Origin of the sequence: Streptomyces sp. NPDC006798, assembly GCF_040635975.1 — a bacterium.
Classification (GTDB): domain Bacteria; phylum Actinomycetota; class Actinomycetes; order Streptomycetales; family Streptomycetaceae; genus Streptomyces.
This window is the reverse complement of record NZ_JBEYIS010000010.1, coordinates 157,381-182,102: the sequence shown is the minus strand read 5'-3', so window position 1 is coordinate 182,102 and position 24,722 is coordinate 157,381. Positions and strand designations below refer to the sequence as shown.

Here is a 24,722-nt window from a genome sequence, read left to right as displayed (position 1 = left end):
CCCGGGGCAAGCGCCCCGGGGCTTCGTCGTCGGCCCGGTCACTTGCCCCGCCACCAGCAAGGGGACCGCGATGACCACCGTGCACGACCACCGCAGGCTCGGCCGCGAACTGGGCCTCTTCGACACCGATCCGCTCATCGGGGCCGGCCTGCCGTACTGGCTGCCGGACGGCGCGGCCGTCCGGCACGCCCTGGAGGAGTACATCCGTACCGCCGAACGGCACGCCGGATACCGCCATGTGTACTCGCCGGTCCTCGGCAAACGGGAGCTGTACGAGATCTCCGGCCACTGGGCGCACTACAGCGACGACATGTTCCCCCCGATGGACCTCGGCGGCGAGCAGGTCGTCCTGCGGCCGAGCCTCTGCCCCCACCATGCCGTGATCTACCGCTCCCGCTCCCACAGCTACCGCGAACTGCCCCTGCGGATGGCGGAACTGGGCGGCATGTACCGCTCCGAACTCTCCGGCGTCCTCGGCGGGCTGACCCGGGTCCGGGCCATCCACCTCAACGACGCCCATATCTTCTGCGCCCCGGACCAGGTCGCCGAGGAGGCGGAAGCGGCGCTGGAGATGATCCGCCGGGCCTACGAGGCACTCGGGATCACCGCGACCCGCTACCGGCTCTCCCTCCCGGGGCCCGGTGGCAAATACGTCGCCGACCCCGGGAAATGGCGCCGGTCCACCGCCCTGCTGACCGACGTCCTCGACCGCTCCGGCCTGCCCTACGAGGCCGCCGAGGGAGAAGCCGCGTTCTACGGTCCCAAGATCGACGTCCAGGTCACCGACGGCGCCGGCCGGGAATCCACCCTCTCCACCGTCCAGATCGACTTCCACCAGCCCGAGCGGTTCGACCTGCGCTACATCGGCCCGGACGGCGCCGAACACCGCCCGGTCATGATCCACCGCAGCGTCATCGGCAGTGTGGAGCGAGCCGTCGCTCATCTCATCGAGCACCACGGCGGCGCTTTCCCCGCCTGGCTCGCCCCCACCCAGCTGGTGATCCTCCCGATCTCCGACACCGAACTCCCGCCCGCCGCGGCCCTCGCCGAAAGCTGCGCCCGGCTCGGCCTGCGTACCGAGATCTCGGCCCCGGAACGCGGCACCCTGGGCGCCCGGATCCGGGACGCCCGCCTGGTCCCCTACCAGGCCGTCATCGGCGCCAGGGAAGCCGCCGGCGACCGTGTCGCCCTGCGCTTGCGGGACGGCCGCCGACTCGACCCGCGGCCGGCCGGTGACGTACTCGCCCGCATCGGCGCGCTGGTCGGTGCTCACAGCACCGACCTGTGGGAGGACGCGGTGTCATAGCGGGGGTCTTCGGTCAGCGTCGTACGGGTCCCGGCCCCGGGGCGCCCCTACTCGGCCTCGGCCTCGACCTCGTCGTCCGGCGAGGGCCCGGCCCCGTACCGTGCGGCACACCCGGGACACCCGTACGTCACCATGCGCTCCACGACCCCGACGACAACGGGCGCGGCGGTCTCCCGCCCGCAGTGCGCACAGGGTGGGGTGAACGGCTCGGGGGCGCCGAGCAGGGCTTCCCGAGTCATGGGTTCGCCTCGGGGGGAACGGGATACTCCCAGCCGAGATCGGCCCAGGCCCTGGCATAGAACCACTCCCGCTGCTCCGGCGGCAGCGACCACGCCTCGTCGGCCGTGAAGACCGCCCGAGCGGTCTCGGCGGACGGCCCGTGCCAAGGCCGGGACCACGGTGAAGGGGGATGCGGCGGTACGGGCCCGGGGCCCGGCTCGGGGCGGTGGTCGCGGTGGCGGCCCCTGGCCGGAAGTAACAGTTTCAGAGCCCGGGTGAACGCCTGGACGATAAGGTCCCGCATGTCGGTTCAGCTCCTCGAAAGCTGATTCGGCGGAGCCCCGATGGACCGGCCCTAACCGGTCTGTCGGGGCGTTGTCGTCGCTAGCCGTCCCGCTCGGCGGCCGCCACGGGTACGCCGTCGTGCGCGGGATGCCGCCGGAGCAGTACGCGGCAGTCGGCGGCGAGACTCCGATCCCGTACGGCCTCCGCGTCCGCGAGCAGGGCCCGTAGCCGCGCGCACTCGCGGCACTCATCGCGCGGGTTCACGGATTGCCTCCCGCCCGCTGATTCGCCTCCGCGACGCGGGGCCGCAGCCGGGCCATGGCCGCGCTCTGGGAGCGGTCGTCGTCACGGACGCTTTCGGGCTCCGGGTTTTCCGCATCGGGGCACTTCGGATGGCCGCACTCACACGGCGGCCATCGAAACACCGCATCGGAAAACGAACTCAACTCCCGGTCACGCCCGCCGTCGCGCGCCGTACGGCGGCTATTCGTGTGCGGGTTGCTTTCAGCAGGCGGGCCGCTTCCGGAGTTCCGGAAGTTGATCGGTGAATCAGCACCCACGGCCTTCTCCTCTTCGCAGCGAATCCACTACCAAGCACGGGCCAGCGCGGCTTAGAGTCAAATACCAATCAACTGGGCAGCAACGAAGGAAGGGTTGGGAATCTCGTGGTGAATCGCAAGGAGCTGGACCCCACCGCGGGTCCTGTACAGGCGTTCGGGGCACGTTTACGCAGCGCACGGGAGGCACGCGGCTGGACGCAGGACGAACTGGCCAACTTCATGGGCTACTCAAGCCAGCACATCTCGGCCCTGGAAACCGCCCGTAAGCCTCCAACCCTTCCAGTGGCGCAGAGCGCGGACGCCGTCTTCGGATTCACCGGAACCACCGAATCCTTCGAACGCGCGTACCGCGAGATCACGAACAGTGCCTTGCTGGAGGGGTTTCCGGAGTATCTGGGCCTGGAGGCGCGGGCGGCGGAGATCCGGATGTTCGAATCGGGTTACGTCCCTGGACCGCTTCAGACGCGAGAATACGCGCAGGTGCTCGCCAACTGCGCAGTCGTGCGAGGCGACATTACTTCCGAACAAGCCGACGAACGAGTCGAGTTCCTGATAGAGCGCCAATCGGCGCTGTTGCGAACTCCACCGCCGATGATATTCGTCGTACTTGACGAAAGCTGCATCCGCGTCCCCATCGGCGACAGCGACGTCATGGTTGCGCAAATGGAGCACTTGATCGAATTCGCTCGGATGCCTAACACAGCGTTACAGATCGCGCCGTTCTCCATGGGCGGGCGAAATCCGTTCAACCAGCTCGTACATCTGCTGACCCTGCCCGACAGGTCACTGATGTCCTACGTTGATTCGCAGACGCAGGGTTACCTCAACCGCGAACTCACCTCCGTGCTACCGCTGGTGAAGAACTGCCATCAACTACAGACCGAAGCTGCCTCGCAAGCCGATTCCGTAGCCATGATCAATGAGGTACGAAGGAGCATCACGTGACGAACAACAACTCCGCCTCCCTGCGCCGGGTGAAGTCCAGCTACAGCACGGCCAACGGCGGCTCCTGCGTCGAATGGGCACCCGACCGCACGTCGGCGACCGGCATAGTCCCCGTCCGCGACAGCAAGCACCCGAACGGACCCGTCCTGATGGTGTCCCCCGCCGCCTTCGCCGGGCTCGTCGCCCTCGCCAAGGAATCCGGCGCCTGAGCGGAAGGAGTATCCATGGCCCTCATCTCCAGCTCTGCTGCTCTGCACTGGGCCAAATCAAGCTATAGCGCCCCAAACGGCGGCGAGTGCGTCGAATGGGCGCCCGACCACGCCAGCACGACTGGCATAGTCCCCCTCCGGGACAGCAAACGCCCGGACGGACCCGTTCTCGCCGTATCGGTCGCCGCCTTCGCCGGGCTCGTCGCCCTCGCCCGTGGCAACGACGCGGGCTGAGGCGTAGGACACCGGGCACGGGGCGGGACGCCGTCGCGGCGGCCCGCCCGGTCCAGGGCTACTCCGCGCCGCCGTACGTGCCGTACCGCGCGCCGCCCGTCGGCTCGTACGTATGGATGGCGATTCCGGCCGGGGTCGTCTCGTGGTGCAGCAGGCGCAGGCCCGTGGGGGCGCCGTCGGCCGGGAAGAGGTGGCGGCCGGTGCCGACAACCACCGGGGCGATCGCCAGGCGGATCTCGTCGACCAGGCCCGCCGTCAGCAGGGAGTGGCCGAGGCGGGCGCTGCCGTGGATCTGGAGTTCGCGGCCCGGGAGGCGCTTGACCTCGGCGACTCCGGCGAGGACGTCGCCGGAGACGACCGTCGTCGGGTTCCATGCCGCGTCCGCCTCGGAGAGGGTCCGGGACGCCACGTACTTCGGCAGGCCGTTGAGGATCCGGGCGTTCGGGTGGTCGGTCATGCCCGGCCAGTCGCGGGCGAAGTTCTCGTACGTCCGGCGGCCGAACAGGAACGCGTCCGCCTCCGCGAGCCAGCCCGACACCACCGTCTCGAACGCGTCGTCCAGGTGCGGTACGAGCCAGCCGCCCCGGGTGAAGCCGTCGCTGGTGTCCTCGTCGGGCGCGCCGGGGCCCTGGGAGACACCGTCCAGGGACAGAAACTCCTGCAACACCAATTTCATCGCGCATCACTCCTCGGTACGGGCGGGGCTCGGGCGGTCCACCCCTTCGGACCCCGTGATACGCGGAGACTCATCGGTCCCCGCTCAGGCGCGCCCGCGCGAAATGGCAAGCTTGGAGCATGAACGACACCGCCCCCGCGCCCCGCCGACGTGCCCGTGTCCGTGCTCCCGAGCTGGTCGGGAAGGGTGGCTGGCTGAACACCGGCGGCAAGGAGCTGAACCTCGCCGAGCTGCGCGGCAAGATCGTCGTACTGGATTTCTGGACCTTCTGCTGCATCAACTGCCTGCACGTCCTCGACGAGCTGCGCGAGCTGGAGGAGAAGCACCGCGACACCCTGGTGATCGTCGGGGTGCACTCGCCGAAGTTCGTGCACGAGGCCGACCACCGGGCCGTGGTCGACGCCGTCGAGCGGTACCAGGTGGCGCATCCCGTACTGGACGATCCCGAGCTGGAGACCTGGAAGCAGTACGCCGTACGGGCCTGGCCGACGCTCGTGGTGATCGATCCCGAGGGGTACGTGGTCGCCCAGCACGCGGGTGAGGGGCATGCCCACGCCATCGCCCGGCTGGTGGCCGAGCTGGAGGCGGAGCACGCGGCAAAGGGGACCCTGCGGCGCGGCGACGGGCCGTATGTGGCGCCCGAGCCGGTCGCCGGGGATCTGCGGTTCCCGGGGAAGGCGCTGCGGCTGCCGTCGGGGAATCTGCTGGTCTCCGACTCCACCCGGCACGAGCTGGTCGAGCTGGCGGACGACGGGGAGACCGTGGTCCGGCGAATCGGCGGGGCCGGGGAGTTCAACGAGCCGCAGGGGCTCGCGCCGCTGCCCGACGGACGGATCGCCGTCGCCGACACGGTGAACCACCGGATCCGGGCGTACGACCCGGTCAGCGGCGCGATCGAGACCGTCGCGGGGACCGGGCGGCAGTGGTGGCAGGGATCCCCCACCGAGGGGCCCGCGCGTGAGGTCGATCTGTCGTCGCCGTGGGATCTGGCCTGGTGGGAGGGGCGGCTGTGGATCGCCATGGCCGGTACGCACCAGATCTGGACGTACGACCCCGAAGCCGGGACCGTGCGGCGGGCCGCCGGGACCACCAATGAGGGGCTGGTCGACGGGGCCGCCGACGAGGCGTGGTTCGCCCAGCCCTCGGGGCTCGCGGCGGCCGGAGACCGGCTGTGGATCGCCGATTCGGAGAACTCGGCGCTGCGCTGGATCGACCGGGACGGACAGGTGCGGACGGCCGTCGGGACGGGGCTCTTCGACTTCGGGCACCGGGACGGCGACGCCGGTCAGGCGCTGCTCCAGCATCCGCTGGGGGTCACCGCCCTGCCCGACGGGTCCGTCGCGGTCTGCGATACGTACAACCACTCCCTGCGCCGCTACGACCCGGCGAGCGAGCGGGTGACGACGCTCGCGACCGGGCTGCGGGAGCCGTCGGACGCGGTGCTGGTGGACGGCGACATCGTGGTGGTGGAGTCGGCGGCACACCGGCTGACCCGGCTGCGGCTGCCGGAGGAGGCGGTACGGGTACCGGAGGTGGCGCACCGGACGCGGCGGGCGGCGACGGAGATCGCGGGCGGGGCGCTCCGGCTCGATGTGGTCTTCGAGGCGCCGACCGGGCAGAAGCTGGACAACCGGTACGGGCCGTCGACCCGGCTGCTGGTCTCCGCGACGCCGCCGGAGCTGCTGCGGTCCGGGGCGGGGACGGGGACGGAGCTGTCCCGGGAGCTGGAGATCGATCCGGCGGTGGGGACCGGGGTGCTGCACGTCTCGGCGATGGCCGCGTCCTGCGACGACGACCCGGCGAACGAGTATCCGGCCTGCCATGTGCACCAGCAGGACTGGGGCGTCCCGGTCGTGGTGACGGAGGGCGGCACGGCCCGGCTGCCGCTGATCCTGGCGGGGCTGGACTGACGGGGCCGCTTACGGGCTCGAGCGGGGCGAGCCGGACCGAGTCCGTCCGTCCCGCTACGCGGCGGACGGTGACCGGGCGTCGTCGGCGAGCCTGATGAGTGCCAGCGCTGAGCGGTACTTCTCGGCGGAGTAGCCCAAGGGCCGGTCGCCCGTCTCCTCCGTCTCCTCGTACAGCTCCCGCTGCGTCTCCGCGTAGGTCCGGAGGACGGACCGGGCCCGGGCCGTCGTCACGTCCAGCGCGGCCGCCACCTCGTTCCAGGTGGCACCCCAGCTCATGGCGTCGTACACGAACCAGCAGCGGTCCCGGAAGAGCATGCGGTGAATGCTCTCGCCCAGGGCGAGGACCGCGAGCGCGTCGTCCGCGGTGGCGGTCTCTCCGGGGTGGCAGCCGGAGGGCAGGTGCCGGTCCACCAGACGGTGGTGGTGCTCGAAGTACTTCTCGGCCAGCCGCGGCAGCAGGACCCCGTATCCCACGTCGTCCGGCGTGCGGATCACCCGGGCCCGCCACTCCTCCTGCGAGGGGGACGAGTCGACGGGGACGGCGGAGGACCGCGACCGTGCCGGTTCCGACGGGGCACGTGTCCCACCGGTCCGCGCGCCGGGCGCTGCCGCGTCCGGCGCCGGGCCGCTGTCACGGTTGGCCCTACGCCTCCGCGCGGCGGTGTACGGCGCGGGGCTGCCCGCGCGGTCGGCCCTCCGCTCGGTGGACCAGGTCAGAAAGACCACCACGGCCAGCGCCCCCAGGTGCGCCCCGGCTCCCGCGAGCAGGGACCACCAGGGGGACTCGCCCCGGTCCACCGCGTCGAGGCCGAGCCTCATGGACGCCGACCACGCCACGACCAGGCTGATCCACGGCAGCAGGAGCATCACCACCACCCCCGCCTTGCCCGGCTCCTGGACGTTCATGCACGCATAGAGCGCGATCACGTTGACCAGGACCCCGCAGCCCGTGAGGACGGTTACCACGCCCAGGTAGAGCATCGGCCAAGCCTCCGACGCGCCGGAACCACCGCTCGCGTGCTGCATGAGTGCGTTCATGGCTTCCCCGCCGTCCGGTCCGCTCGACCACCGCCCCGACGGTACGGGGAGTCCGGCGCCCCGGCCTGAGCACTCGTGCTCAGGCCGGACCCGGCCCGCTACTCAACCGGCCCGCCCGCGCGGCCCGGGACGGTCAGCGGTGGCGCCGAGCGGAGTGGTCCTCGTGCCACGGACGCTTCGACGTGCCGAGGAAGGGAAACGCCTGCTTACGGGAGCTTGCTCTCCGCGATCGGGGAGACCGCGACGCACGCGCTGATCGCCGCCGCGCCCTCGCTCTTCTTCTCCACGAGGACCTTGCCCTCGTGGGTCACCTTGCAGGTGATGTTCGCGGAGGCGGTCAGGTCGACGGCGGACGGGATCACGGTCGGGGCCATGATGCCGCGCAGCGTGACCGTCTTGGTCCACGGCAGCTTCGGGTTCTTGACCGTCTCCAGGGTCGGCTTGAGGGCGGTGCCCTCGCCGTTGGCGAACTCGATGGAGTCGATGCTCGCCCCGGTGACCTCGTAGGTCACCTGGTACTCCTTGTTGACCGTCTTGTCGACGGCGTCGGTCGCCTTGTCCTTCGCCGCCTCCTCCACCTCGGAGCAGGCGGAGAGGCCGAAGACGAGTCCGGCGGTGGCGAAGGCGGCGATGGCGGTGTGGCGCAGGTTGCGTCGCATGGTGAGGGACCCCCGGGGTCTCGATCGGCAGAGCCCGCAGACAACCGTAAAGGGAAGGTAAAAGTCAAACCGGGGGCCCCTGTTGCCCCTGGTCAGCCCTCCAGGAATGCGGCCAGCGCGTTGGCCAGCAGATAGGGGTCGCGGGCGCCGCACAGCTCGCGGGCGCTGTGCATGGAGAGGATCGCGACGCCGATGTCGACGGTCTGGATGCCGTGCCGGGCGGCCGTGATGGGGCCGATGGTGGTGCCGCAGGGCATCGCGTTGTTGGAGACGAAGGTCTGCCACGGGACGCCCGCCCGCTCGCAGGCGGCCGCGAACACGGCCCGACCGGAGCCGTCCGTGGCGTACCGCTGGTTGACGTTGACCTTGAGGATGGGGCCGCCGTTGGCGCGCGGGTGGTGGGTGGGGTCGTGGCGCTCGGGATAGTTGGGGTGGACCGCGTGGCCGGTGTCGGAGGAGAGGCAGACCGTCCCGGCGAAGGCGCGGGCCCGGTCCTCGTAGGCCCCGCCCCGGGCGTACACGGAACGTTCCAGCACGGTGCCGAGGAGGGGGCCCTCGGCGCCGGTGTCGGACTGGGAGCCGTTCTCCTCGTGGTCGAAGGCGGCGAGGACGGGGATGTACGGCAGGGAATCGCCCCGGGCCGCGACGGCGGTGAGGGCGGCGACGCCCGCGTGTACCGAGAGGAGGTTGTCCATCCGGGGACCGGCGACCAGCTCGCGGTCCCGGCCGAGATAGGCGGGCGGCTCCACGGGGTGGACCATCAGGTCCCAGCCGGTGACGGAGCCGTCGGGCAGCCCGGACTCCTCCTCCAGGAATCTGATCAGATCGCCCTCGTGGACCTCGCCGAGGCCCCAGACGGGCTGCATATGGCGCTGCTTGTCGAGCTTCAGACCCTCGGTGTTGACCGAGCGGTCGAGATGGACCGCGAGCTGCGGCACCCGCAGCAGAGGGCGGTCGACATTGACCAGACGCTCGGAGCCGTCCCGGAGGGTGAGCCGGCCCGCCAGCCCCAGATCGCGGTCGAGCCAGGTGTTGAGCAGCGTCCCGCCGTACAACTCGACGGCGATCTGCCGCCAGCCCGCCGAGCCCGCGTCCGGCAGCGGCTTGACCCGGAGGTTCGGCGAGTCGGTATGCGCGCCGACGATCCGGAAGGGGGTGTGCGGCTCGGCGCCCGCGGGCACGTACCACGCGATGATCGCGCCACCGCGGACGACATAGCGCCCCCCGGTCTCGCCGTCCCAGGCGTCGGCCTCCCGCACCTCGCGGAACCCTGCCTTCTCCAGCCGCTCCGCCGTGTTCGCCACGGCGTGGTACTGGGAGGGGGACGCGGCCAGGAACGACATCATGTCGTCGGTGTGCGCGGGACCGAAGGACCCGGCCGCGCTGCTGGTGCTCTGCGGGCTGCTGCTCATGAACCCACTTTAACGACCACCGCCCGAACGCCCCCGGGACCTGTGGAAAACCTAGAGCCGGTCGTATTCGCCCAGGTCGACGTCGACGGCGAAGGGCCCGTCCACCTTCAGCCGGTCGCGGTGCACCCCGGTCGACTCGTAACCGCGGCCGTCGGCGGACCGGACGTGTGTGTGGACCACGGGCCGCTTGGTACGGGGGTCCATCTCGACGAGCCAGAAGTGGGGGATCCCCGCGGCGGCGTACTTGAGCGGCTTGGTCTCGCGATCGCGGGACTCGGAGTCGGGGGAGACGACCTCGACGGCCAGAACGACGTCCTCGGCCCGGTAGCGGGTCTGCTCGTCGGCGCCGTCGCTCTCGGCCGTCACGACGATCAGATCGGGCTCCGGGACGGTCTTGGATTTCAGCGTACCCAGTTGATACGAGGAAACCGTCGCCCGAAAGAGCGGCGTACCCGCCCGGAGTTGACGGTGGCGGTGCGGATCCCCTGCTCAGCGGCCCCGCCGGGTTCAGCTCCGCTTCTGGTACGTCAGCGCGTTCTCCGGCAGGGACGCCGTCAGGGGCTTGCCCTGTTGCGCCTGGCGGGAGCGGTCGGCGATCAGGGTGCCGAGGGCCGCCAGCTCACCGGCCGTGTACTTCTTGGCGTGATGCTTCATGCCGCCGGTGCAGAACGCGACCACCGTCGAGCCGACGACGCTCACCACGGCCGAGCCGGGGCCGCCGAGACGAGTGGTGCCCGTCCTGGCGGTGGCCGCGTCGCCGACCCGGACGGGCAGGGCGAGATCGGCGACGCCCCGCGGGAGGAGTTCCGCGTCCGCGGTCCGGGCCGTGATCTGGGGGTACGCGGCGTTGGCCGCCTTGCCCGTCTTGTACGCCTGGACCGAGAAGTGCAGGGTGCCCGCGTCGTCGTGGACGAAGAACCCGTCGGTCACCCGGAGGACGTCCGTACACCAGGCGGCGCCCTTGCAGGTACGGGCCGCCGGGGCGAGGTCCGTCGTGGCCGGCGCGGCGGTGCGGCGCCAGCCGGGGAGTTCCGTGTCGGACGGGATGACGGAGACCATCTGCGCCTCGGTAAGAGGGGGGCCGGTGACCTCGGCGTCGGGCGCGCTGGTCCGGGGCGCCAGGCCGGCGGGCGGCTTGCCCTCGTCGGTATGGGTCCAGCCCGGCTTCGGCCCTGCGCTCTTGTCGCCGTCCCCGCCGGACCCGGACGAGCAGCCGGCCAGCAGGGCGGCCGTGGCCGTCAGCGCCGCCGTAAGGCCGATAAAACGCCTGTTCCCCACCGGACCCATGATCCCCCCAGCTCGTTGGCGCGATCATACGAACGGTCCGGCTCCCCGGGGAATGCCAGGGGGCCGGACCGGCGTACGCGTTCGGCTACAGGATCGCCACGAGCGGGCAACCCGGCAGCTCAGCGGGGGCGAGCGCAGGGGATCAGAACGCGGCCTCGTCCAGGTCCATCAGCGACCCGTCGACCGACTCCGCCAGCGCCCGCTCCACCGAGACGCCCGGCAGGACGTTCGCGGCGAAGAACTTCGCCGCGGCGACCTTGCCCTGGTAGAACGGCACGTCCTTGGCGGACGCCGCGCCCGTCCGCAGCTTCTCCGCCGCCACGGTCGCGCCGCGCAGCAGCAGATAGCCGACCACGACGTCACCGGAGGCGTAGAGCAGCCGGGTCGTGTTGAGGCCGACCTTGTAGATGTTCTTGACGTCCTCGCCGGTGGCGATGAGGTCGTTCGTCATGGTGCCGACGATGGCCTCCAGGTCGACCGCCGCCTTGGCGAGCGCGTCGCGGGCCGGGGCCAGCTCCTCGCCGCCCTCGCCGACCGCGAGGAACTTCTTGATCTCCTCGGCCAGCGTGTTCAGCGCCTGGCCCTGGTCGCGGACGATCTTCCGGAAGAAGTAGTCCTGGCCCTGGATCGCCGTGGTGCCCTCGTACAGCGTGTCGATCTTGGCGTCCCGGATGTACTGCTCCAGCGGGTACTCCTGGAGGTAGCCGGAGCCGCCGAAGATCTGGAGCGACTGGGCGAGCTGCTCGTACGACTTCTCCGAGCCGTAGCCCTTGACGATCGGCAGCAGCAGGTCGTTGAGGGCGACCAGGGCCGCCGCGTCCTCGCCCGCAGACTCCTTGGCCGCGATCTCGTCCTGGACGGAGGCGGTGTAGAGGACCAGCGCCCGCATGCCCTCCGCGTACGCCTTCTGCGTCATCAGGGACCGGCGGACGTCCGGGTGGTGGGTGATGGTCACCTTGGGCGCGGACTTGTCCGCGAAGTTGACCAGATCCTGCCCCTGGACACGCTCCTTGGCGTACTCCAGCGCGTTGAGGTAGCCGGTGGAGAGCGTCGCGATGGCCTTCGTACCGACCATCATCCGGGCGAACTCGATGATCATGAACATCTGGCGGATGCCGTCGTGCTTGTCGCCGATCAGCCAGCCCTTGGCGGGGTGCCGGTCGCCGAACGTCATCTCGCAGGTGTTGGACGCCTTCAGGCCCATCTTGTGCTCGACGTTGGTGGCGTAGACGCCGTTGCGCTCGCCCAGTTCGCCGGTCTCCCAGTCGAACTCGTACTTCGGTACGAGGAAGAGGGAGAGGCCCTTGGTGCCGGGTCCGGCGCCCTCGGGGCGGGCCAGCACGTAGTGGAAGATGTTCTCCGCCATGTCGTGCTCACCGGAGGTGATGAAGCGCTTCACGCCCTCGATGTGCCAGCTGCCGTCGTCCTGCGCCACGGCCTTGGTCCGGCCCGCGCCCACGTCCGAACCGGCGTCCGGCTCGGTCAGCACCATCGTGGAGCCCCAGCGCTTCTCCACCGCGAGGGCGGCCACCTTCTTCTGCGCCTCGTTCCCCTCCGCGTAGAGGATCCCGGCGAAGGCGGGGCCCGACGCGTACATCCAGATCGCGGGGTTGGCGCCGAGCAGCAGCTCCGCGTAGGACCAGATCAGGGAGCGGGGCGCGGTGGTGCCGCCGATCTCCTCGGGCAGGCCGAGCCGCCAGTACTCGGAGTCCATGAAGGCGTCGTAGCTCTTCTTGAAGGACGCCGGGACCGGGGCGGTGCCGGTCTCCGGGTCGAAGACCGGCGGATTGCGGTCGGCGTCGGCGAAGGAGGCGGCCAGGTCGTTCTCGGCGAGCCTGGCCAGCTCCTCCAGGATGCTCTTGGCGGTGTCGGCGTCCATCTCGGCGAACGGACCCGTGCCGTACAGCTTGTCGCGTCCGAGGACCTCGAAGAGGTTGAACTCGATGTCGCGGAGATTCGACTTGTAGTGGCCCATGGCGACGGCTCCGTAAAGATCGAAACGCAGTACCGGTGAGTAGCTACGCATGATGCTACCCATCGGTAATAAGGCGCAACCCCCTAACGCTCATCTGTGACTCGTTACTCTTACGGTCATGTACGGCTACGACCAGAGTCAGGGCGCTCAGCAGCAGTACGCGTCCCAGCAGTCCTACGGGGCCCAGCCGCACGGCCAGCCGCCCCACGGGCAGCACGGCTCGGTGCCGGGGCAGCCGCTCTACCCGGAGCCGTCCCCGCCGTCGCTCGCCGACGCCGTACGGGCCTTCACCACGGGATCGCTCGCCGCCGAGGACTTCCAGCAGATCTTCGCCACCTCGAAGGTCTACTGCCCGCGCGGCGACAATCCGGGCTTTCTGGCGCTGCACAACACCCAGCAGCCGGTGATCCCGATGTTCACGTCCCTGAAGGAGCTGCGGCGGTACGCGGGCAAGGAGTCCAAGTACTTCGTGATCACCGGCGCCGAGGTGATCGATCTGCTGCCGACCGGCTACGGCTTCGTCCTCGACATGGAGGGCGAGCACCGGATGGTCTTCGACGCCAAGGCCGTGGAGCAGATGGTCGACTTCGCGATGCGGCGGATGTACGGCTGAGGCGCCCCGCACCAGCGGCAGGGCAAAAGCACAGCACGTCACAGCGCGGGACCCGAGGGTCCGGGGAACATCCCCGGGCCCTTCGTCGTTCCCGGTAGCAGGAAGTTCAGTATTCAACTAAACTGGCGCCAGAACAGCCAGTACATGGGTCACCAGCCGTACGAGGAGGTAGTCCCCATGCCCGCAGTGACTGTCGAGAATCCGCTCACCCTGCCGCGCGTCGCCGCGCCCGCCGACGCCGCGCCCCGCCCGGTGCTCGCCGTGTCCACCGCTCCCAGCGGCGTCGAGGGCGAGGGTTTCCCGGTCCGCCGGGCCTTCGCCGGGATCAACTACCGCTATCTGGACCCGTTCATCATGATGGACCAGATGGGCGAGGTGGAGTACGCGCCGGGCGAGCCCAAGGGCACCCCCTGGCACCCCCACCGCGGCTTCGAGACCGTGACCTACCTGCTCGACGGCGTCTTCGTGCACCAGGACAGCAACGGCGGCGGCGGCACCATCCAGAACGGCGACACCCAGTGGATGACCGCCGGCTCCGGACTCCTCCACATCGAGGCGCCGCCGGAGGAGCTGGTGGTCTCCGGCGGCCTCTTCCACGGCCTCCAGCTCTGGGTCAACCTGCCCGCGGCGGACAAGATGATGGCCCCCCGCTACCAGGACATCCGCGGCGGCCAGGTCCAGCTCCTCACCTCGCCCGACGGCGGCGCGCTGCTCCGGGTGATCGCCGGCGAGCTGGACGGACACGAGGGCCCCGGGGCCACCCACACCCCGATCACCATGATCCACGCCACCCTGCGGCCGGGTGCCGAGATCACCCTGCCGTGGCGGCCGGAGTTCAACGGCCTCGCCTACGTCATGGCCGGACGCGGCACCGTCGGCGCCGAGCGGCGCCCGATCCGCCTCGGCCAGACCGCCGTCTTCGGCGACGGCGGCTCGCTGACCGTCCGGGCCGACGAACGCCAGGACGGGAACGCACCCGACCTGGAGATCGTCCTGCTGGGCGGCAGGCCGATCCGCGAGCCGATGGCGCACTACGGGCCGTTCGTGATGAACACCCAGGACGAGCTGCGGCAGGCGTTCGAGGACTTCCAGAAGGGCCGCCTCGGCACGGTCCCGGCGGTCCACGGGATGGGGTCCGAGGGTCCCGGAGGCGCGTGACGCGACGCGGCCCGGAGCCCGGGAGCCGGGCCGCGCACCCGCGTGGCGCGGCCGGATTCGTACCGGATTCCTATTGTCTGCAATGATTGACACTGACGGACCTGGTTTTTCGGACCTCGTCCCGTCCCAGACGCCGCCGGGCCGTTCCCCCCGACAGCCCGGCGGCCCCGGCCGCCCGCCCGGTCCCCCGCCGGACGGGCGGCTTCTTTTCGTTCCGGGGGTACGGCTCCGGAGGCGCGGCGGGCCCTGAGGCCCGGCGGCCCGGGAGACGCGCCGTACGCCCCCGGCCGCCCCGCTCACCCGTCCGGCCGCCCATCGCGCGCCCCGCTCCCCCGCCCGTGATCGCTTGGGAGCGTGCATACCCTGCTTCCCGAGCCGGTGCGGCGGGTCGCCGCCTGGTGCGTGGTCCTGCTGCTGGTCGCCGGGGTCGTCGCGGTCGGCATCTGGCTGATCACCACCTTCCGGGCCGCCGTCACCCCGTTGCTGCTGGCGATCCTCGGTACGGCGCTGCTCGGCCCCCTCTACCGGCGGCTGGTGAAGATGCGGGTCCACCCGTCGCTCGCGGCGGCGCTGACCTGCGTCGCCGTGGTCGCCGTCGTCGGCGGGGCGATGTACATCATCGTGGTGGCGCTGATCGACAACGGCGCCCAGATCGTGTCGTCGCTGCGGGACGCCGCCCAGGGCGTCACCGAGCACTTCGGCGCGGCCGGGACATCGCTCTCCGACGTCGCCGGGAACGCCAAGGACCTGCTCGCCAAATTCGGCGGAACCGCCGCCTCCGGTGTGATCACCGGACTGAGCGTGGTCGGCCAGGGCATCGCCACCGCCGTACTCGCCCTGCTGCTGATCTTCTTCTTCCTCCGGGACTCCGACAAGGCCGCCGGATTCACCCGCTCCGTGATCCCGGGCTCCGCCGGGGAGACCGTGGAGGCCATGGGCCGCCGGGCCTTCGAGGCGGTCGAGGGCTTTATGCGCGGCACGACCCTGATCGCCCTGATCGACGCCGTACTGATCACCGCCGGACTGCTGATCCTGCGGGTCCCGGGCGCGGTCGGCCTGGGCGCCCTGGTCTTCGTCGGCGCGTACATCCCCTACCTCGGCGCCTTTCTCTCCGGCGCGGTCGCCGTCCTGGTGGCGCTGGCCGACCGGGGCTGGGTGATCGCGCTCTGGGTGCTGGGCGTGGTGCTGGCGGTCCAGGCGATCGAGGGCCATCTGCTCCAGCCGATGATCCAGAGCCGGACCGTCCAGATGCACCCGGCGGCGGTGATGCTGGCGATCACGGCGGGCGCTGCGGTCGCGGGCATCCTCGGCATGCTGCTGGCGGTCCCGGTGACGGCGGCGGCGTTCGGGATCATCGGCGAGCTGCGGAAGCGGTACGGCCGGGCGGACGAGCCGGCGGGCGGCGCGGAGAGCGGCGCGGCCGGGGCCGGACCCGTAGCCGATTAGTACGACTAACCGGCCGGTACGAGGGCTCCGGCGGCGGTAGTACGACCGCGCCACGGTCACCGGGTCCCGTAGGAGCCCCCGTACGGCCCCTGGCCTTCGGTACGGCCCCGGGAACGCCGAAGGTCCCGTACCACCGTGCGAAACGGCGGTACGGGACCCTTCAGCGCTACCGGGTGTCCTACGCGACTACTCGGCGGCGGTGGCCGACGGCTTCGCGACCGGCTTGCGGAGCTGGATGTTCAGCTCCCGCAGCCGCGTCTCGTCCAGCTCCGTCGGCGCGCCCATCATCAGGTCCTGAGCGTTGCCGTTGAGCGGGAAGGCGATGGTCTCGCGGATGTTGGGCTCGTCCGCCAGCAGCATCACGATCCGGTCGATACCGGGGGCGATACCGCCGTGCGGCGGGGCGCCGAGGCGGAACGCGCGCAGCATGCCCGCGAAGGCCTCCTCGGTGGTCTCCCGGGCGTAACCGGCGATCTCGAACGCCTTCAGCATGACCTCGGGCTCGTGGTTCCGGATCGCGCCGGACGACAGCTCGATGCCGTTGCAGACGATGTCGTACTGCCAGGCCAGGATGTCCAGCGGGTCCTTCTCCTCCAGGTCCTTCATGCCGCCCTGGGGCATCGAGAAGGGGTTGTGGGAGAAGTCGATCTTCCCGGTCTCCTCGTCGCGCTCGTACATCGGGAAGTCCACGATCCAGCAGAACCGGAAGACGTTCTCCTCGAACTGACCGGCGCGCTTGGCGGCCTCGACCCGGACCGCGCCCATGATCTTGGAGACCTCGTCGTAGTCCCCGGCGCCGAAGAAGATCGCGTGCCCGGCGGCGAGGCCGAGGCGCTCGGTGAGGACGGCGACGTTCTCGGCGGTGAGGAACTTGGCGATCGGGCCGGAGAGCGTACCGTCGTCGCCGACCCGGACCCAGGCCAGGCCCTTGGCGCCCTGCTCGACGGCGTAGTCGCCGAGCTGGTCGAAGAACTTCCGGGGCTGGGCCGCGACGTCCGGCACCGGCAGCGCGCGGACGTGCTTGCCCGCGAACGCCTTGAACTCGGAGCCCTCGAAGACATCGGTGATGTCCACCAGCTCCAGCTTGGCCCGCAGGTCGGGCTTGTCGGAGCCGTACTTCGCCATCGCCTCGCGGAACGGGATCCGGGGGAACGGCGAGGTGGCGTGCCGCCCGCCGCCGAACTCGTCGAAGATCTCCGTCATCAGCTGCTCGACCGGCTGGAAGACGTCCTCCTGCTCGACGAAGCTCATCTCCAGGTCGAGCTGGTAGAACTCGCCGGGGGAGCGGTCGGCGCGGGCGTCCTCGTCGCGGAAGCAGGGCGCGATCTGGAAGTAGCGGTCGAAGCCGGAGATCATCAGCAGCTGCTTGAACTGCTGCGGGGCCTGCGGCAGCGCGTAGAACTTGCCGGGGTTCAGCCGGGACGGGACGACGAAGTCGCGGGCGCCCTCGGGGGAGGTCGCGGCCAGGATCGGGGTCGCCATCTCGTTGAAGCCGAGGGCGGTCATCTTGTGCCGGATCGCGGAGATCACGGCGGTCCGCAGCATGATGTTGCGGTGCATCCGCTCACGGCGCAGGTCGAGGAAGCGGTACTCCAGCCGGCGCTCCTCGTTGACCCCGTCCTCCGCGTTGATCGTGAACGGGATCTGGGCGGCGGCGCCCAGCACCTCCACCTCGGCGACCTCGACCTCGATCTCGCCGGTGGCCAGCTCGGGGTTGATGTTGTCGGTGCCCCGGCTGACGACCTTGCCGTCGATCCGGACCACGGTCTCCTTGGTGAGGTGGCTCAGCGCCTCGTTCGCGGCGGTGCCGGGGCGGGCCACGAGCTGGGTGATCCCGTAGTGGTCGCGGAGATCGATGAAGAGGATGCCGCCCAGGTCTCGGCGATTGTGCAGCCAGCCGCTCAGCCGGACGTCCGTGGAGACGTCAGAGGCGCGGAGCTCGCCGCAGGTGTGGGACCTGTACCGATGCATCGTCGTTCATCCAGTCTTGTGGTGGTCGGGGCGGGTGCGCCCGGTCCGGGCGGCCTGGTCCGGGCCCGGTGACGGGCGCCGGGCCGGTAGGCGGCGGCGCCGGGGGGCGCGTGGTGCGGAGCCGCATACGCGCCGCACGCGAGGGCAGGGCCGAGCATGCGACCTTCAAAGGTTACCGCCCGCCCCTCGCGACACTCATTGGCTTATACATGCCAGGCGCCGGAACCGGCCGCGCGGGACGGTGGCGCGGGGCCGGGGGAGGCCCGGGGAGGGGCGGGCAGGGGCGGGGAGGCGTACGGAGCCGTACGCGCCCCGGACGCCTCCCGGGCCGTACGGGAGTCCGCCCGGAAGCCGGTACGGGAGCCGGTACGGAAGCCCCTACGCGCCCCGGGAGCGAGCCGGACGCGAGCCGGGAGGCGCCGCCCCGCGCACGCCCCCGGCGGGATCCGGGCCGGGCCCGGCGCCCGGACCGAACCGGGTCCGAACCGGGTCCGGGCCCGGTCCGGCGCCCCCGCCCCGGTGGGTTCGCGGCCTCCGGATCGGAATAAAGTGAGCAAATGCGTACCGAGGACGTCCTGGCCGCCATCGCGACGGGCCTGTGGCGATGGGACAACGCGGACGGCACGGTCACCCTCGACGCGGAGGCCGCCCGTCTGCTCGGCCTGCCCGACGACCCCACCGAGCCCGCCCCCGGGGCCTCCGCCGACCCCGGCGACCCCGAGATCTCCGCCGCGCCCGCCGACCCCGCCGTCTGCGGGATGCCCGGCGCCCGGGTCGCGTACCCCGAATCCGCCGTCCGGGCCCGGATCCACCCCGTCGACTGGAACGAGATCAACGGCGTGGTCTCCCTCTCCGTCGCCGAGGGCACGGTCGCCGAGGGCAGGCTGCGGGTCGTCGACACCTCGGGCCGGGTGCTCCGCACCGTACGCACCAGGACCAGGCCCACCACCGTCGACGGCGGCGGCTTCGAGATGACCGGCATCCTCCAGGAGGTCGCCGAACCCGCCGAGGGCACCGCCGCGCAAACCCCCGTCACCGGCGACTGGCGGCGCTCCCGCGAGGCGTTCCTGCTGGACGCGGGGAGGGCGCTGGCCGAGGCGCGGTCCACCGCCGAAGTGCTGCGGGTCGCCGCGTCCCTGTCGATGCCCGGCTTCTCCCCCGACGGCCTCGCGGTCTTCGGTACGGCCGCCGGGGACCGGCTGACGATCATCGGCCAGCACGGTCACCAGAGCGCCGGCGGCGACCCGTTCTCGGACATGCGGGCCGACGCCGACCACCCGGCGGCCGAGGTCGTCCGGACCGGCCGGGCGATCTATCTCCCCTCCCCCGGCGACTACGCCCGCCGCTACCCCACGAGCTGGCCGCTGGCCCAGCGTCTCGGCCGCCGCTCGTGGGCGTACCTCCCGCTGATCGTCTCCGGGCGGACCATGGGCGCCTGGCTGGCGGCCTTCCGCCACCCGGTCGTCTTCACCCCCGACGAACGGTCCGTGCTCACCACCGTCGCCCGGATGCTGGCCCAGGCGCTGGCCAGGGCCGGGGTCGCGGAGACCGAACGGGAGCTGTCCGAGGGCCTCCAGCGGACGATGATGCCGGTGATCGGCCCGGCGATCCCCGGTATGGCGGTCGCCGCGCGCTACGTCCCGACCGGCGGCGGACTCCAGATCGGCGGCGACTGGTACGACATGATCCCGCTGCCGTCCGGCCGGATCGCCCTCGTCATCGGCGACGTCCAGGGCCACGACGTCTGGGCCGCCGGGCTGATGGGCCAGCTCAGGATCGCCCTGCGGGCCTACGCCTCCGAGGGCCACCGCCCCGACGCGGTGCTCTCCCGGGCGTCCCGCTTCCTGCACGGCGTCACCGACGCGTACGACGGCGCCGAACACTCCGGGCTGCGGTTCGCGACCTGTCTCTACATGGAGTACGACCCGGCGAACGGCTGTATCGAGATCGCCAGGGCCGGACATCCGGAACCCGCCGTACGGATGGCCGACGGCACGGTCATCATCCGGCCGACGGAGGGCGGCCTGCCGCTCGGGATCGACCCCGACTCGGACTACCCCACGACCCGGCTCACCCTCGAACCGGGCGAGACGATGATGATCTGCACGGACGGCCTGCTGGAGACCGGCGGCCACGACCTCGACACCGGCTGGGCCCGGCTCCGGGAGGTGCTGGAACGGCACCCGTCGACCGGATCGCTCGAAGAACTCGCCGACTCCCTGGTCTCCGCCGTCCACGGCCCGGTCTCCCACTACACGGTCGGCCCGCTCGCCGACCGCCGCGAGGACGACGTGGCGCTCGTCCTGCTCTCCCGCGAGGGCGAACCGGGCCCGGCCGAGGAAGCGGCGCGCCGGACCGCGATGACCATCGCCCAGGCCGAACCGGAACGCATCGCGGCGGCCCGGGGCACCGTACGCGAACTCCTCCACGACTGGGCGGACCCCGAACAGGTCGACTCGGCGGTCCTGATGGTCTCCGAGATGGTGACAAATGTGTTGGTCCACACGGACGGCAACGCCTACCTCGTCGCCCGGGTCAGCACCCCCAACGGCGCCGGCCCCGCCGCCCACGACCGCGCCGAGGCCCGCCGCGTCCTGCGCGTCGAGGTCGCCGACACCAGCGACGAACTCCCCCACAAGCGCCGCCCCGGCGAACTTGCCTCATCGGGACGCGGCCTGGTCCTCATGGAGATGCTGGCGGACGCGTGGGGAGTCGACCCGCGGGGCGAGGGCAAATGCATCTGGTTCGAACTCCACGAACCCCCGAAGGACGACTGACCACTGACCACTGAGAGCAGGAACTCCTTGCCCGACTCCTACGAGATATGGCGCCTGGCGGCCCTGCGCCGGGACGCCAACGCCCTGGCCCCCTTCGTCGCCTACGCCACCGCCGACCCGGACACCGCCCGGGAGGCGCTGCGGCTCTCCGCCCAGGTCTTCGCCGCGACCCCGGCGGAACTGGACGAGGCACAGGACGCGGTCGACACCCTCCGCACCCGGGCGGACGCCCTCACCCCGCACCCCCACCAGCCGGACACCCCCCGCCCCTCGGACGCGGACGCCCGCACCCGCGACTACGTCGCCGACATCCGCCGCGAAGCCCTGGACGGCGCGGCCCCGGAGTGGCGTTTCACGGTCCGGCTCTTCCTCTCGGTGGGCCTCCGCGAACTCCTCCGCCGCCCCCTCCCGCCCGAGGTCCGGGAGGACGCGCTCTACCTCCACACCCGTACGGCCATGGCCCTGGACCTGGGCCACCGGGAGGCGGCCGAGGCGGAACTGGCCCGCTTCCAGCGGTTGCGGCGGGAGTACGCGTAGCCCGGGGGCGGGCATCTGCCTCTCGGCACTCAGTCGTGCGGTGTTCCGGGCCGGGTCACGGGTACGACGACGAGGAGGTCGTCGAGGCCCTTGTAATCATCCGGATTGGTGGTGAAGAGAGGGAGCCCTTCGGCGATCGCGATGGCGGCGATCATCAGGTCGGCGACTCGCCGACGCGGCTTGCGCCCCACGCTGATGACCGCCGCGCAGACCCTGCCGTAAATCCTCGCCGCTTCGGCGTCGAAAGGGATCGGATCGAATTCGTTCTCCGCGCGCTGGAGCACGTCCATACGACGCGCACGCTCCGCGTACTCGTCATAGCCCGGTTCACCACTGTGGACGTCGTGAGGTCCGGCGGACAGCTCGGCCAGAGTGATGGCACTGATCGCCATCTCTGCCGGAAGCTCGTCGGGGTCCACCCACCTGCGCAGGACCATGATGCTGGTGTCGATCAGACCCTGCGGGTACTCAGCGGGCATAGGGGTCGTCCGGTTCCTGGGCGACAGCCGCCTCTTGGTCGGCCCGGAACGCCTCCAGCGCGATGTCGGGAGCTGTACGGGACATGGCCGCGAACTCGGCACGGGGGACGAAGCGCCTACGTCGGCGCAACGGGATCAGTTCCCCGATCCTGTGACCGTCGCGGGTAACGGTAAAGGTCTGGCCGCTCTGGACGGCGTCCATGATCTCTTTCGACCTGGTACGTAGATCACGCTGGGTGATCTCCGGCTGAGACGCCATGCGCCCACGGTAGCCGAGGCGTGCCACTCGGTGCTACCTGATGGCATCGGGTCGGATCTTCGTGCCCGCCGGACAGAGGTCGGCGATCACCGGCCGGTAGCCGAGGTCGTAGGTGTCGCGGGCGAGTAGGTCGGCGTACCGGCTCCAATCTTCCCCAGCGTGCCGACCGCACACACCGGGGCGGGCGGTTCCGGCCGCGAGGCTGGGTCCGTCCGCCCTTCGTCCGGTCGGCCCCTCGCCACCCGGCACGGGGTCCGGGTGGCGAAGAGTCTCCAGGTCATCGGATCCGAAGCTCAGCGGCTCAGAAGGTCAGCTTCCAGCTGTCGATGTACCGGCCGACGTTGTATCCCCAACCCCGGACACGCAGCTTCCAGGTGCCGTTGGCGGTCTCGGCGGACGCGTCGACGCCGGTGGTGGCGATGCTGGGGCCGTTTTCCAGGGCGAAGCCGCTGACGAGCGGATATGTACTGCCGTCCGGGGCGACCAGCTCCATCCGCTGTCCGGCGTCGGCGATATTCGTATCGACGACCAGGATGGTGGGGGCGTTCCCGGGGACGCCGGTGACGGTGATCGGCGAGTCGGCGGGCGACGTGTCGTCCGGGATCGGATAGTTGCTGGTGTTCTCGAAGCTGGGCCCGACCGGACGCGGGGAACCGCCGGGCCGGACACCGACGTTGACGGCGCCCCACGCCTCCTCGACTTTGCGGTAGGTCGGCGAGGAGGCGCCGTAGAGGTCGGCCGTGGCCGCGAGGGTGGCGGCCCGCGCGCCCAGGTAGTTGGTGGTGGAGGTCATATAGACGGTCAGGGCGCGGTACCAGATCCGCTCGGCGGCGGCGCGCCCGATGGGGGTGACGGGAAGGCCGTCGTGGGTGGGGCTGTCGTAGGAGACGCCGTTGATCGTCTTCGGGCCGTCACCCTCCGAGACGAGGTAGAACCAGTGCGTGGCGGGACCGGACGTGTAGGTGCCGTTCTCGCCGGAGGAGATCCGGGGGTGCCAGTAGTCCGTGCCCCTGATCTGCTTCGACGGCCGGTCCATCTGGCGGTGCCGGTAGTTGAGGCCGCCGTAGTCGACCTTCTCACCGGTCAGATAGTCGCCGCGGTCGTGCGGGTTGTCCGCGTAGAACTCGACGCCGGCGGCGAAGATGTCCTTGGTCGCCTCCCCGATCCCGCTCGACTCGCCGTAGTACCCGAAGTTCGTGGTGTTGGCGACGAGTCCGGCGGCGAACTCGTGGGCGGCCATGTCGATGGAGGTGTACGGGGTGGTGCCGCCGTCGCCGTACACCACGCAGAAGCAGCCGTCCTTCCAATAGGCGCCCCGGTAGTTGTTGTAGTAGTGCACCTTGCTGGACGCGCCGTCACCGTCGTTGCGGACGCCGTAGCGCTTGTGCACATCGGTGAGGTAGTCCCAGGTCACCTGGGCCCCGTAGGCGGCGTCGACCGCGTCGGTCTGACGGCTGGCCGAGGTGCCGTCGCCCCAGACGTTGTCGGTGTCGGTCAGGAGACGGCCGCCCCCGCCGTTGAAGTCGCCGGCGTTCATGAGGTCGTACGTCCGGTGTCCGCCCCGGGCGCTGTCGGTCATGTTGTAGAGGGTGCCGAAGCGGGAGGTCCCCAGATCGACCTGGCCGCTGTAGCGGCTGTGCCCGACCCCCCTGGCCTCCGCCCGCGTGCCCTTGCCGGTGTCCCGGGCCTTGTCGGAGGTGCTCTTGTCGGCAGCGGTCCCGAGGGCGTTCCGTATGGCCTCGCGGCGGTTCAGTTCGGCGCCGGTGGTGGCGTCGGTGACGACATGCAGCTCACTGGGCGTGCCGTCGGCCTGGGTGCCCTTGACGACGGTCTCCCAGGCCAGCACCGGCTTCCCACTCGCCGCCCAGACGACCTTGCGGGGCGCCCGGCCGATCGCCGCGCCCTCGGTACCCGCGGCCTTCGCCGCGCCGAGCGAGAGCGCCTGGGCCGAGCCCGCCTTCCGGGCCGGGCTGGTGGACGGTACGGAGATCCGGGCCTTGGTCGCCTTGTCGACGCCCTTCAGGCCCCCGGCCGGGGCGGTGTGCACGACGAGGTCGCCGCCCAGTACGGGTAATCCGTCGTAGGTCCGTTCATAGCGGGTGTGCAGGGTGCCGTCGGCATCCTTGAGGACACTCCGCGGCACCAGCCGCTCCTTGCTCCCCAGCCCGAGCCGGGCCGCGGTCGCCTCCCGGTCGGCGGTGGCCTCCTGGAGCAGCCTGCGCTGCTCGGCCGGGGCGAGATACGCGGGCAGCGCGCCCGCGCGGGGTGTCACCGAGGCGGTGCCCGGGGCGGCCCCGGGCGCGGCTCCGGCGACCCCCGGCGGCAGAACCGCCGCGAAGAGCGCGATACCGGTGAGCAGCGCCGTGCCGGCTGCCGCTCTGCGAGGAAGTGGCGCCATCGAATGAACTCCTCTGCTTCGACGGTGAGTCCCGTCCGGACCGACCCCCGTCGGCGAGGTGCACCGACGGCGAAACGCCCGGTGGCTGTACGCCCCCTCGGCCGGACACACGGGTATCCACAGAGGCACGCTCGGCGCGCCGCCGGGTTGCGAGAGGGGCTAAGGGGAAGCGTGGCATCCGAGGTATCCGTGTGACAGGAGGGGTGCCCGATTGGCCATAACTCACCAGTCCCTTCAACCGCCCCCGATCACGCCGCGCCGATCCGGAGCCCGGTACGGCCCCCTCGGTCCCGATTACCGACGCGTCAATCACGCGGCAATAGGTCTGTACACCCGACGAAAAGCCGCCGCCGGAGCCGACGGCGGCGG

24 protein-coding genes are annotated in these 24,722 nt (G+C 71.1%); 10 read left to right on the top strand and 14 right to left on the bottom strand.

The features are described 5' to 3' along the window. Positions 1 to 79 precede the first annotated feature (79 nt). The gene (gene thrS / locus ABZ714_RS09640) at positions 80 to 1,306 is read left to right on the top strand and encodes a threonine--tRNA ligase (protein ID WP_358824619.1); all 1,227 of its coding nucleotides are present in this window, start codon (positions 80 to 82) and stop codon (positions 1,304 to 1,306) included. A gap of 47 nt (positions 1,307 to 1,353) precedes the next feature. Here the strand turns inward: thrS and ABZ714_RS09635 are convergent, their stop codons facing one another. The 3 genes from ABZ714_RS09635 to ABZ714_RS09625 form a co-directional block, all read right to left on the bottom strand. Beyond that, a complete protein-coding gene (locus ABZ714_RS09635) occupies positions 1,354 to 1,545 on the bottom strand; it encodes a hypothetical protein (RefSeq protein WP_358824599.1) in 192 nt (63 codons plus the stop codon). After that, on the bottom strand, positions 1,542 to 1,829 hold the full coding sequence (locus ABZ714_RS09630; RefSeq protein WP_358824598.1) for a hypothetical protein: 288 nt from the start codon (positions 1,827 to 1,829) through the stop codon (positions 1,542 to 1,544). The genes ABZ714_RS09635 and ABZ714_RS09630 overlap by 4 nt, the downstream gene beginning before the upstream one ends. Positions 1,830 to 1,909: 80 nt before the next feature. After that, positions 1,910 to 2,074 carry a hypothetical protein gene (locus ABZ714_RS09625; protein WP_358824597.1) on the bottom strand — a complete coding sequence of 55 codons (165 nt, stop codon included), beginning with the start codon at positions 2,072 to 2,074 and terminating at the stop codon, positions 1,910 to 1,912. A 401-nt stretch (positions 2,075 to 2,475) separates the two neighbouring features. Here ABZ714_RS09625 and ABZ714_RS09620 point away from each other — a divergent pair, with 401 nt between their 5' ends. Genes ABZ714_RS09620 through ABZ714_RS09610 form a run of 3 tightly spaced genes read left to right on the top strand, consistent with a single transcriptional unit; the run spans position 2,476 to position 3,758 of the window. Then, positions 2,476 to 3,315 carry a helix-turn-helix transcriptional regulator gene (locus ABZ714_RS09620; RefSeq protein WP_358824596.1) on the top strand — a complete coding sequence of 280 codons (840 nt, stop codon included), beginning with the start codon at positions 2,476 to 2,478 and terminating at the stop codon, positions 3,313 to 3,315. Next, positions 3,312 to 3,524, top strand: coding sequence for a DUF397 domain-containing protein (locus tag ABZ714_RS09615; RefSeq protein WP_358824595.1), 213 nt, complete (start codon positions 3,312 to 3,314; stop codon positions 3,522 to 3,524). The genes ABZ714_RS09620 and ABZ714_RS09615 overlap by 4 nt, the downstream gene beginning before the upstream one ends. Positions 3,525 to 3,539: 15 nt before the next feature. Beyond that, positions 3,540 to 3,758, top strand: coding sequence for a DUF397 domain-containing protein (locus ABZ714_RS09610; protein WP_358824594.1), 219 nt, complete (start codon positions 3,540 to 3,542; stop codon positions 3,756 to 3,758). Between the two features lie 58 nt (positions 3,759 to 3,816). Here the strand turns inward: ABZ714_RS09610 and ABZ714_RS09605 are convergent, their stop codons facing one another. Continuing rightward, a complete protein-coding gene (locus ABZ714_RS09605; RefSeq protein ID WP_358824593.1) occupies positions 3,817 to 4,434 on the bottom strand; it encodes a dihydrofolate reductase family protein in 618 nt (205 codons plus the stop codon). A gap of 119 nt (positions 4,435 to 4,553) precedes the next feature. Between ABZ714_RS09605 and ABZ714_RS09600 the strand changes: the two genes are divergently transcribed. Continuing rightward, entirely contained in the window at positions 4,554 to 6,344 is a 1,791-nt protein-coding gene (locus tag ABZ714_RS09600; RefSeq protein WP_358824592.1) for an NHL domain-containing thioredoxin family protein, read from the top strand. Positions 6,345 to 6,398: 54 nt separating this feature from the next. Here ABZ714_RS09600 and ABZ714_RS09595 read toward each other — a convergent pair whose 3' ends face one another. The 6 genes from ABZ714_RS09595 to ABZ714_RS09570 all read right to left on the bottom strand — a co-directional run bounded on the left by ABZ714_RS09595 (position 6,399) and on the right by ABZ714_RS09570 (position 12,715). Continuing rightward, a complete protein-coding gene (locus ABZ714_RS09595; protein WP_358824591.1) occupies positions 6,399 to 7,382 on the bottom strand; it encodes a hypothetical protein in 984 nt (327 codons plus the stop codon). A gap of 206 nt (positions 7,383 to 7,588) precedes the next feature. Beyond that, positions 7,589 to 8,041, bottom strand: coding sequence for an MmpS family transport accessory protein (locus tag ABZ714_RS09590; RefSeq protein WP_358824590.1), 453 nt, complete (start codon positions 8,039 to 8,041; stop codon positions 7,589 to 7,591). A 92-nt stretch (positions 8,042 to 8,133) separates the two neighbouring features. Then, entirely contained in the window at positions 8,134 to 9,453 is a 1,320-nt protein-coding gene (locus tag ABZ714_RS09585) for a M18 family aminopeptidase (protein ID WP_358824589.1), read from the bottom strand. A gap of 51 nt (positions 9,454 to 9,504) precedes the next feature. Next, complete coding sequence (locus ABZ714_RS09580) at positions 9,505 to 9,858, bottom strand: Uma2 family endonuclease (RefSeq protein WP_358824618.1); 354 nt, start codon at positions 9,856 to 9,858, stop codon at positions 9,505 to 9,507. Positions 9,859 to 9,960: 102 nt separating this feature from the next. Then, complete coding sequence (locus tag ABZ714_RS09575) at positions 9,961 to 10,731, bottom strand: hypothetical protein (RefSeq protein WP_358824588.1); 771 nt, start codon at positions 10,729 to 10,731, stop codon at positions 9,961 to 9,963. A gap of 151 nt (positions 10,732 to 10,882) precedes the next feature. Beyond that, positions 10,883 to 12,715: an acyl-CoA dehydrogenase gene (locus ABZ714_RS09570; protein WP_358824617.1), complete on the bottom strand. Its 1,833-nt coding sequence runs from the start codon at positions 12,713 to 12,715 to the stop codon at positions 10,883 to 10,885. Between the two features lie 118 nt (positions 12,716 to 12,833). On the opposite strand from ABZ714_RS09570, the gene ABZ714_RS09565 reads away from it, so the two are divergent. The 3 genes from ABZ714_RS09565 to ABZ714_RS09555 all read left to right on the top strand — a co-directional run bounded on the left by ABZ714_RS09565 (position 12,834) and on the right by ABZ714_RS09555 (position 15,932). Continuing rightward, positions 12,834 to 13,328, top strand: coding sequence for an SseB family protein (locus tag ABZ714_RS09565; protein WP_358824587.1), 495 nt, complete (start codon positions 12,834 to 12,836; stop codon positions 13,326 to 13,328). Positions 13,329 to 13,505: 177 nt separating this feature from the next. Next, positions 13,506 to 14,486 carry a pirin family protein gene (locus ABZ714_RS09560; protein ID WP_358824586.1) on the top strand — a complete coding sequence of 327 codons (981 nt, stop codon included), beginning with the start codon at positions 13,506 to 13,508 and terminating at the stop codon, positions 14,484 to 14,486. Positions 14,487 to 14,840: 354 nt separating this feature from the next. After that, entirely contained in the window at positions 14,841 to 15,932 is a 1,092-nt protein-coding gene (locus ABZ714_RS09555; protein WP_358824585.1) for an AI-2E family transporter, read from the top strand. 186 nt (positions 15,933 to 16,118) lie between these two features. Here ABZ714_RS09555 and aspS read toward each other — a convergent pair whose 3' ends face one another. Next, the gene (gene aspS, locus ABZ714_RS09550; protein WP_358824584.1) at positions 16,119 to 17,903 is read right to left on the bottom strand and encodes an aspartate--tRNA ligase; all 1,785 of its coding nucleotides are present in this window, start codon (positions 17,901 to 17,903) and stop codon (positions 16,119 to 16,121) included. Between the two features lie 557 nt (positions 17,904 to 18,460). Here aspS and ABZ714_RS09545 point away from each other — a divergent pair. After that, the gene (locus tag ABZ714_RS09545; protein WP_358824583.1) at positions 18,461 to 20,680 is read left to right on the top strand and encodes a SpoIIE family protein phosphatase; all 2,220 of its coding nucleotides are present in this window, start codon (positions 18,461 to 18,463) and stop codon (positions 20,678 to 20,680) included. Positions 20,681 to 20,707: 27 nt separating this feature from the next. Next, positions 20,708 to 21,217, top strand: a complete 510-nt coding sequence (locus tag ABZ714_RS09540) for a hypothetical protein (RefSeq protein ID WP_358824582.1) — start codon at positions 20,708 to 20,710, stop codon at positions 21,215 to 21,217. A 29-nt stretch (positions 21,218 to 21,246) separates the two neighbouring features. On the opposite strand, the gene ABZ714_RS09535 is transcribed toward ABZ714_RS09540, so the two are convergent. The 3 genes from ABZ714_RS09535 to ABZ714_RS09525 form a co-directional block, all read right to left on the bottom strand. Continuing rightward, positions 21,247 to 21,696 carry a type II toxin-antitoxin system VapC family toxin gene (locus ABZ714_RS09535; protein WP_358824581.1) on the bottom strand — a complete coding sequence of 150 codons (450 nt, stop codon included), beginning with the start codon at positions 21,694 to 21,696 and terminating at the stop codon, positions 21,247 to 21,249. Continuing rightward, positions 21,686 to 21,955 carry a type II toxin-antitoxin system prevent-host-death family antitoxin gene (locus tag ABZ714_RS09530; RefSeq protein ID WP_358824580.1) on the bottom strand — a complete coding sequence of 90 codons (270 nt, stop codon included), beginning with the start codon at positions 21,953 to 21,955 and terminating at the stop codon, positions 21,686 to 21,688. Before ABZ714_RS09530 ends, ABZ714_RS09535 begins: the two co-directional genes overlap by 11 nt. Positions 21,956 to 22,256: 301 nt before the next feature. After that, positions 22,257 to 24,353: a M4 family metallopeptidase gene (locus tag ABZ714_RS09525; RefSeq protein WP_358824579.1), complete on the bottom strand. Its 2,097-nt coding sequence runs from the start codon at positions 24,351 to 24,353 to the stop codon at positions 22,257 to 22,259. Between the last annotated feature and the right edge of the window lie 369 nt (positions 24,354 to 24,722).

Coding starts and splice junctions, on each gene's coding strand:
- ABZ714_RS09605 (WP_358824593.1), bottom strand. CDS start 4,434: ATGAAATTGGTGTTGCAGGAGTTTCTGTCCCTGGACGGTGTCTCCCAG.
- aspS (WP_358824584.1), bottom strand. CDS start 17,903: ATGCATCGGTACAGGTCCCACACCTGCGGCGAGCTCCGCGCCTCTGAC.
- ABZ714_RS09590 (WP_358824590.1), bottom strand. CDS start 8,041: ATGCGACGCAACCTGCGCCACACCGCCATCGCCGCCTTCGCCACCGCC.
- ABZ714_RS09595 (WP_358824591.1), bottom strand. CDS start 7,382: ATGAACGCACTCATGCAGCACGCGAGCGGTGGTTCCGGCGCGTCGGAG.
- ABZ714_RS09570 (WP_358824617.1), bottom strand. CDS start 12,715: ATGGGCCACTACAAGTCGAATCTCCGCGACATCGAGTTCAACCTCTTC.
- ABZ714_RS09565 (WP_358824587.1), top strand. CDS start 12,834: ATGTACGGCTACGACCAGAGTCAGGGCGCTCAGCAGCAGTACGCGTCC.
- ABZ714_RS09610 (WP_358824594.1), top strand. CDS start 3,540: ATGGCCCTCATCTCCAGCTCTGCTGCTCTGCACTGGGCCAAATCAAGC.
- ABZ714_RS09635 (WP_358824599.1), bottom strand. CDS start 1,545: ATGACTCGGGAAGCCCTGCTCGGCGCCCCCGAGCCGTTCACCCCACCC.
- ABZ714_RS09585 (WP_358824589.1), bottom strand. CDS start 9,453: ATGAGCAGCAGCCCGCAGAGCACCAGCAGCGCGGCCGGGTCCTTCGGT.
- ABZ714_RS09535 (WP_358824581.1), bottom strand. CDS start 21,696: ATGCCCGCTGAGTACCCGCAGGGTCTGATCGACACCAGCATCATGGTC.
- ABZ714_RS09525 (WP_358824579.1), bottom strand. CDS start 24,353: ATGGCGCCACTTCCTCGCAGAGCGGCAGCCGGCACGGCGCTGCTCACC.
- ABZ714_RS09630 (WP_358824598.1), bottom strand. CDS start 1,829: ATGCGGGACCTTATCGTCCAGGCGTTCACCCGGGCTCTGAAACTGTTA.
- ABZ714_RS09600 (WP_358824592.1), top strand. CDS start 4,554: ATGAACGACACCGCCCCCGCGCCCCGCCGACGTGCCCGTGTCCGTGCT.
- ABZ714_RS09530 (WP_358824580.1), bottom strand. CDS start 21,955: ATGGCGTCTCAGCCGGAGATCACCCAGCGTGATCTACGTACCAGGTCG.
- ABZ714_RS09545 (WP_358824583.1), top strand. CDS start 18,461: ATGCGTACCGAGGACGTCCTGGCCGCCATCGCGACGGGCCTGTGGCGA.
- ABZ714_RS09560 (WP_358824586.1), top strand. CDS start 13,506: ATGCCCGCAGTGACTGTCGAGAATCCGCTCACCCTGCCGCGCGTCGCC.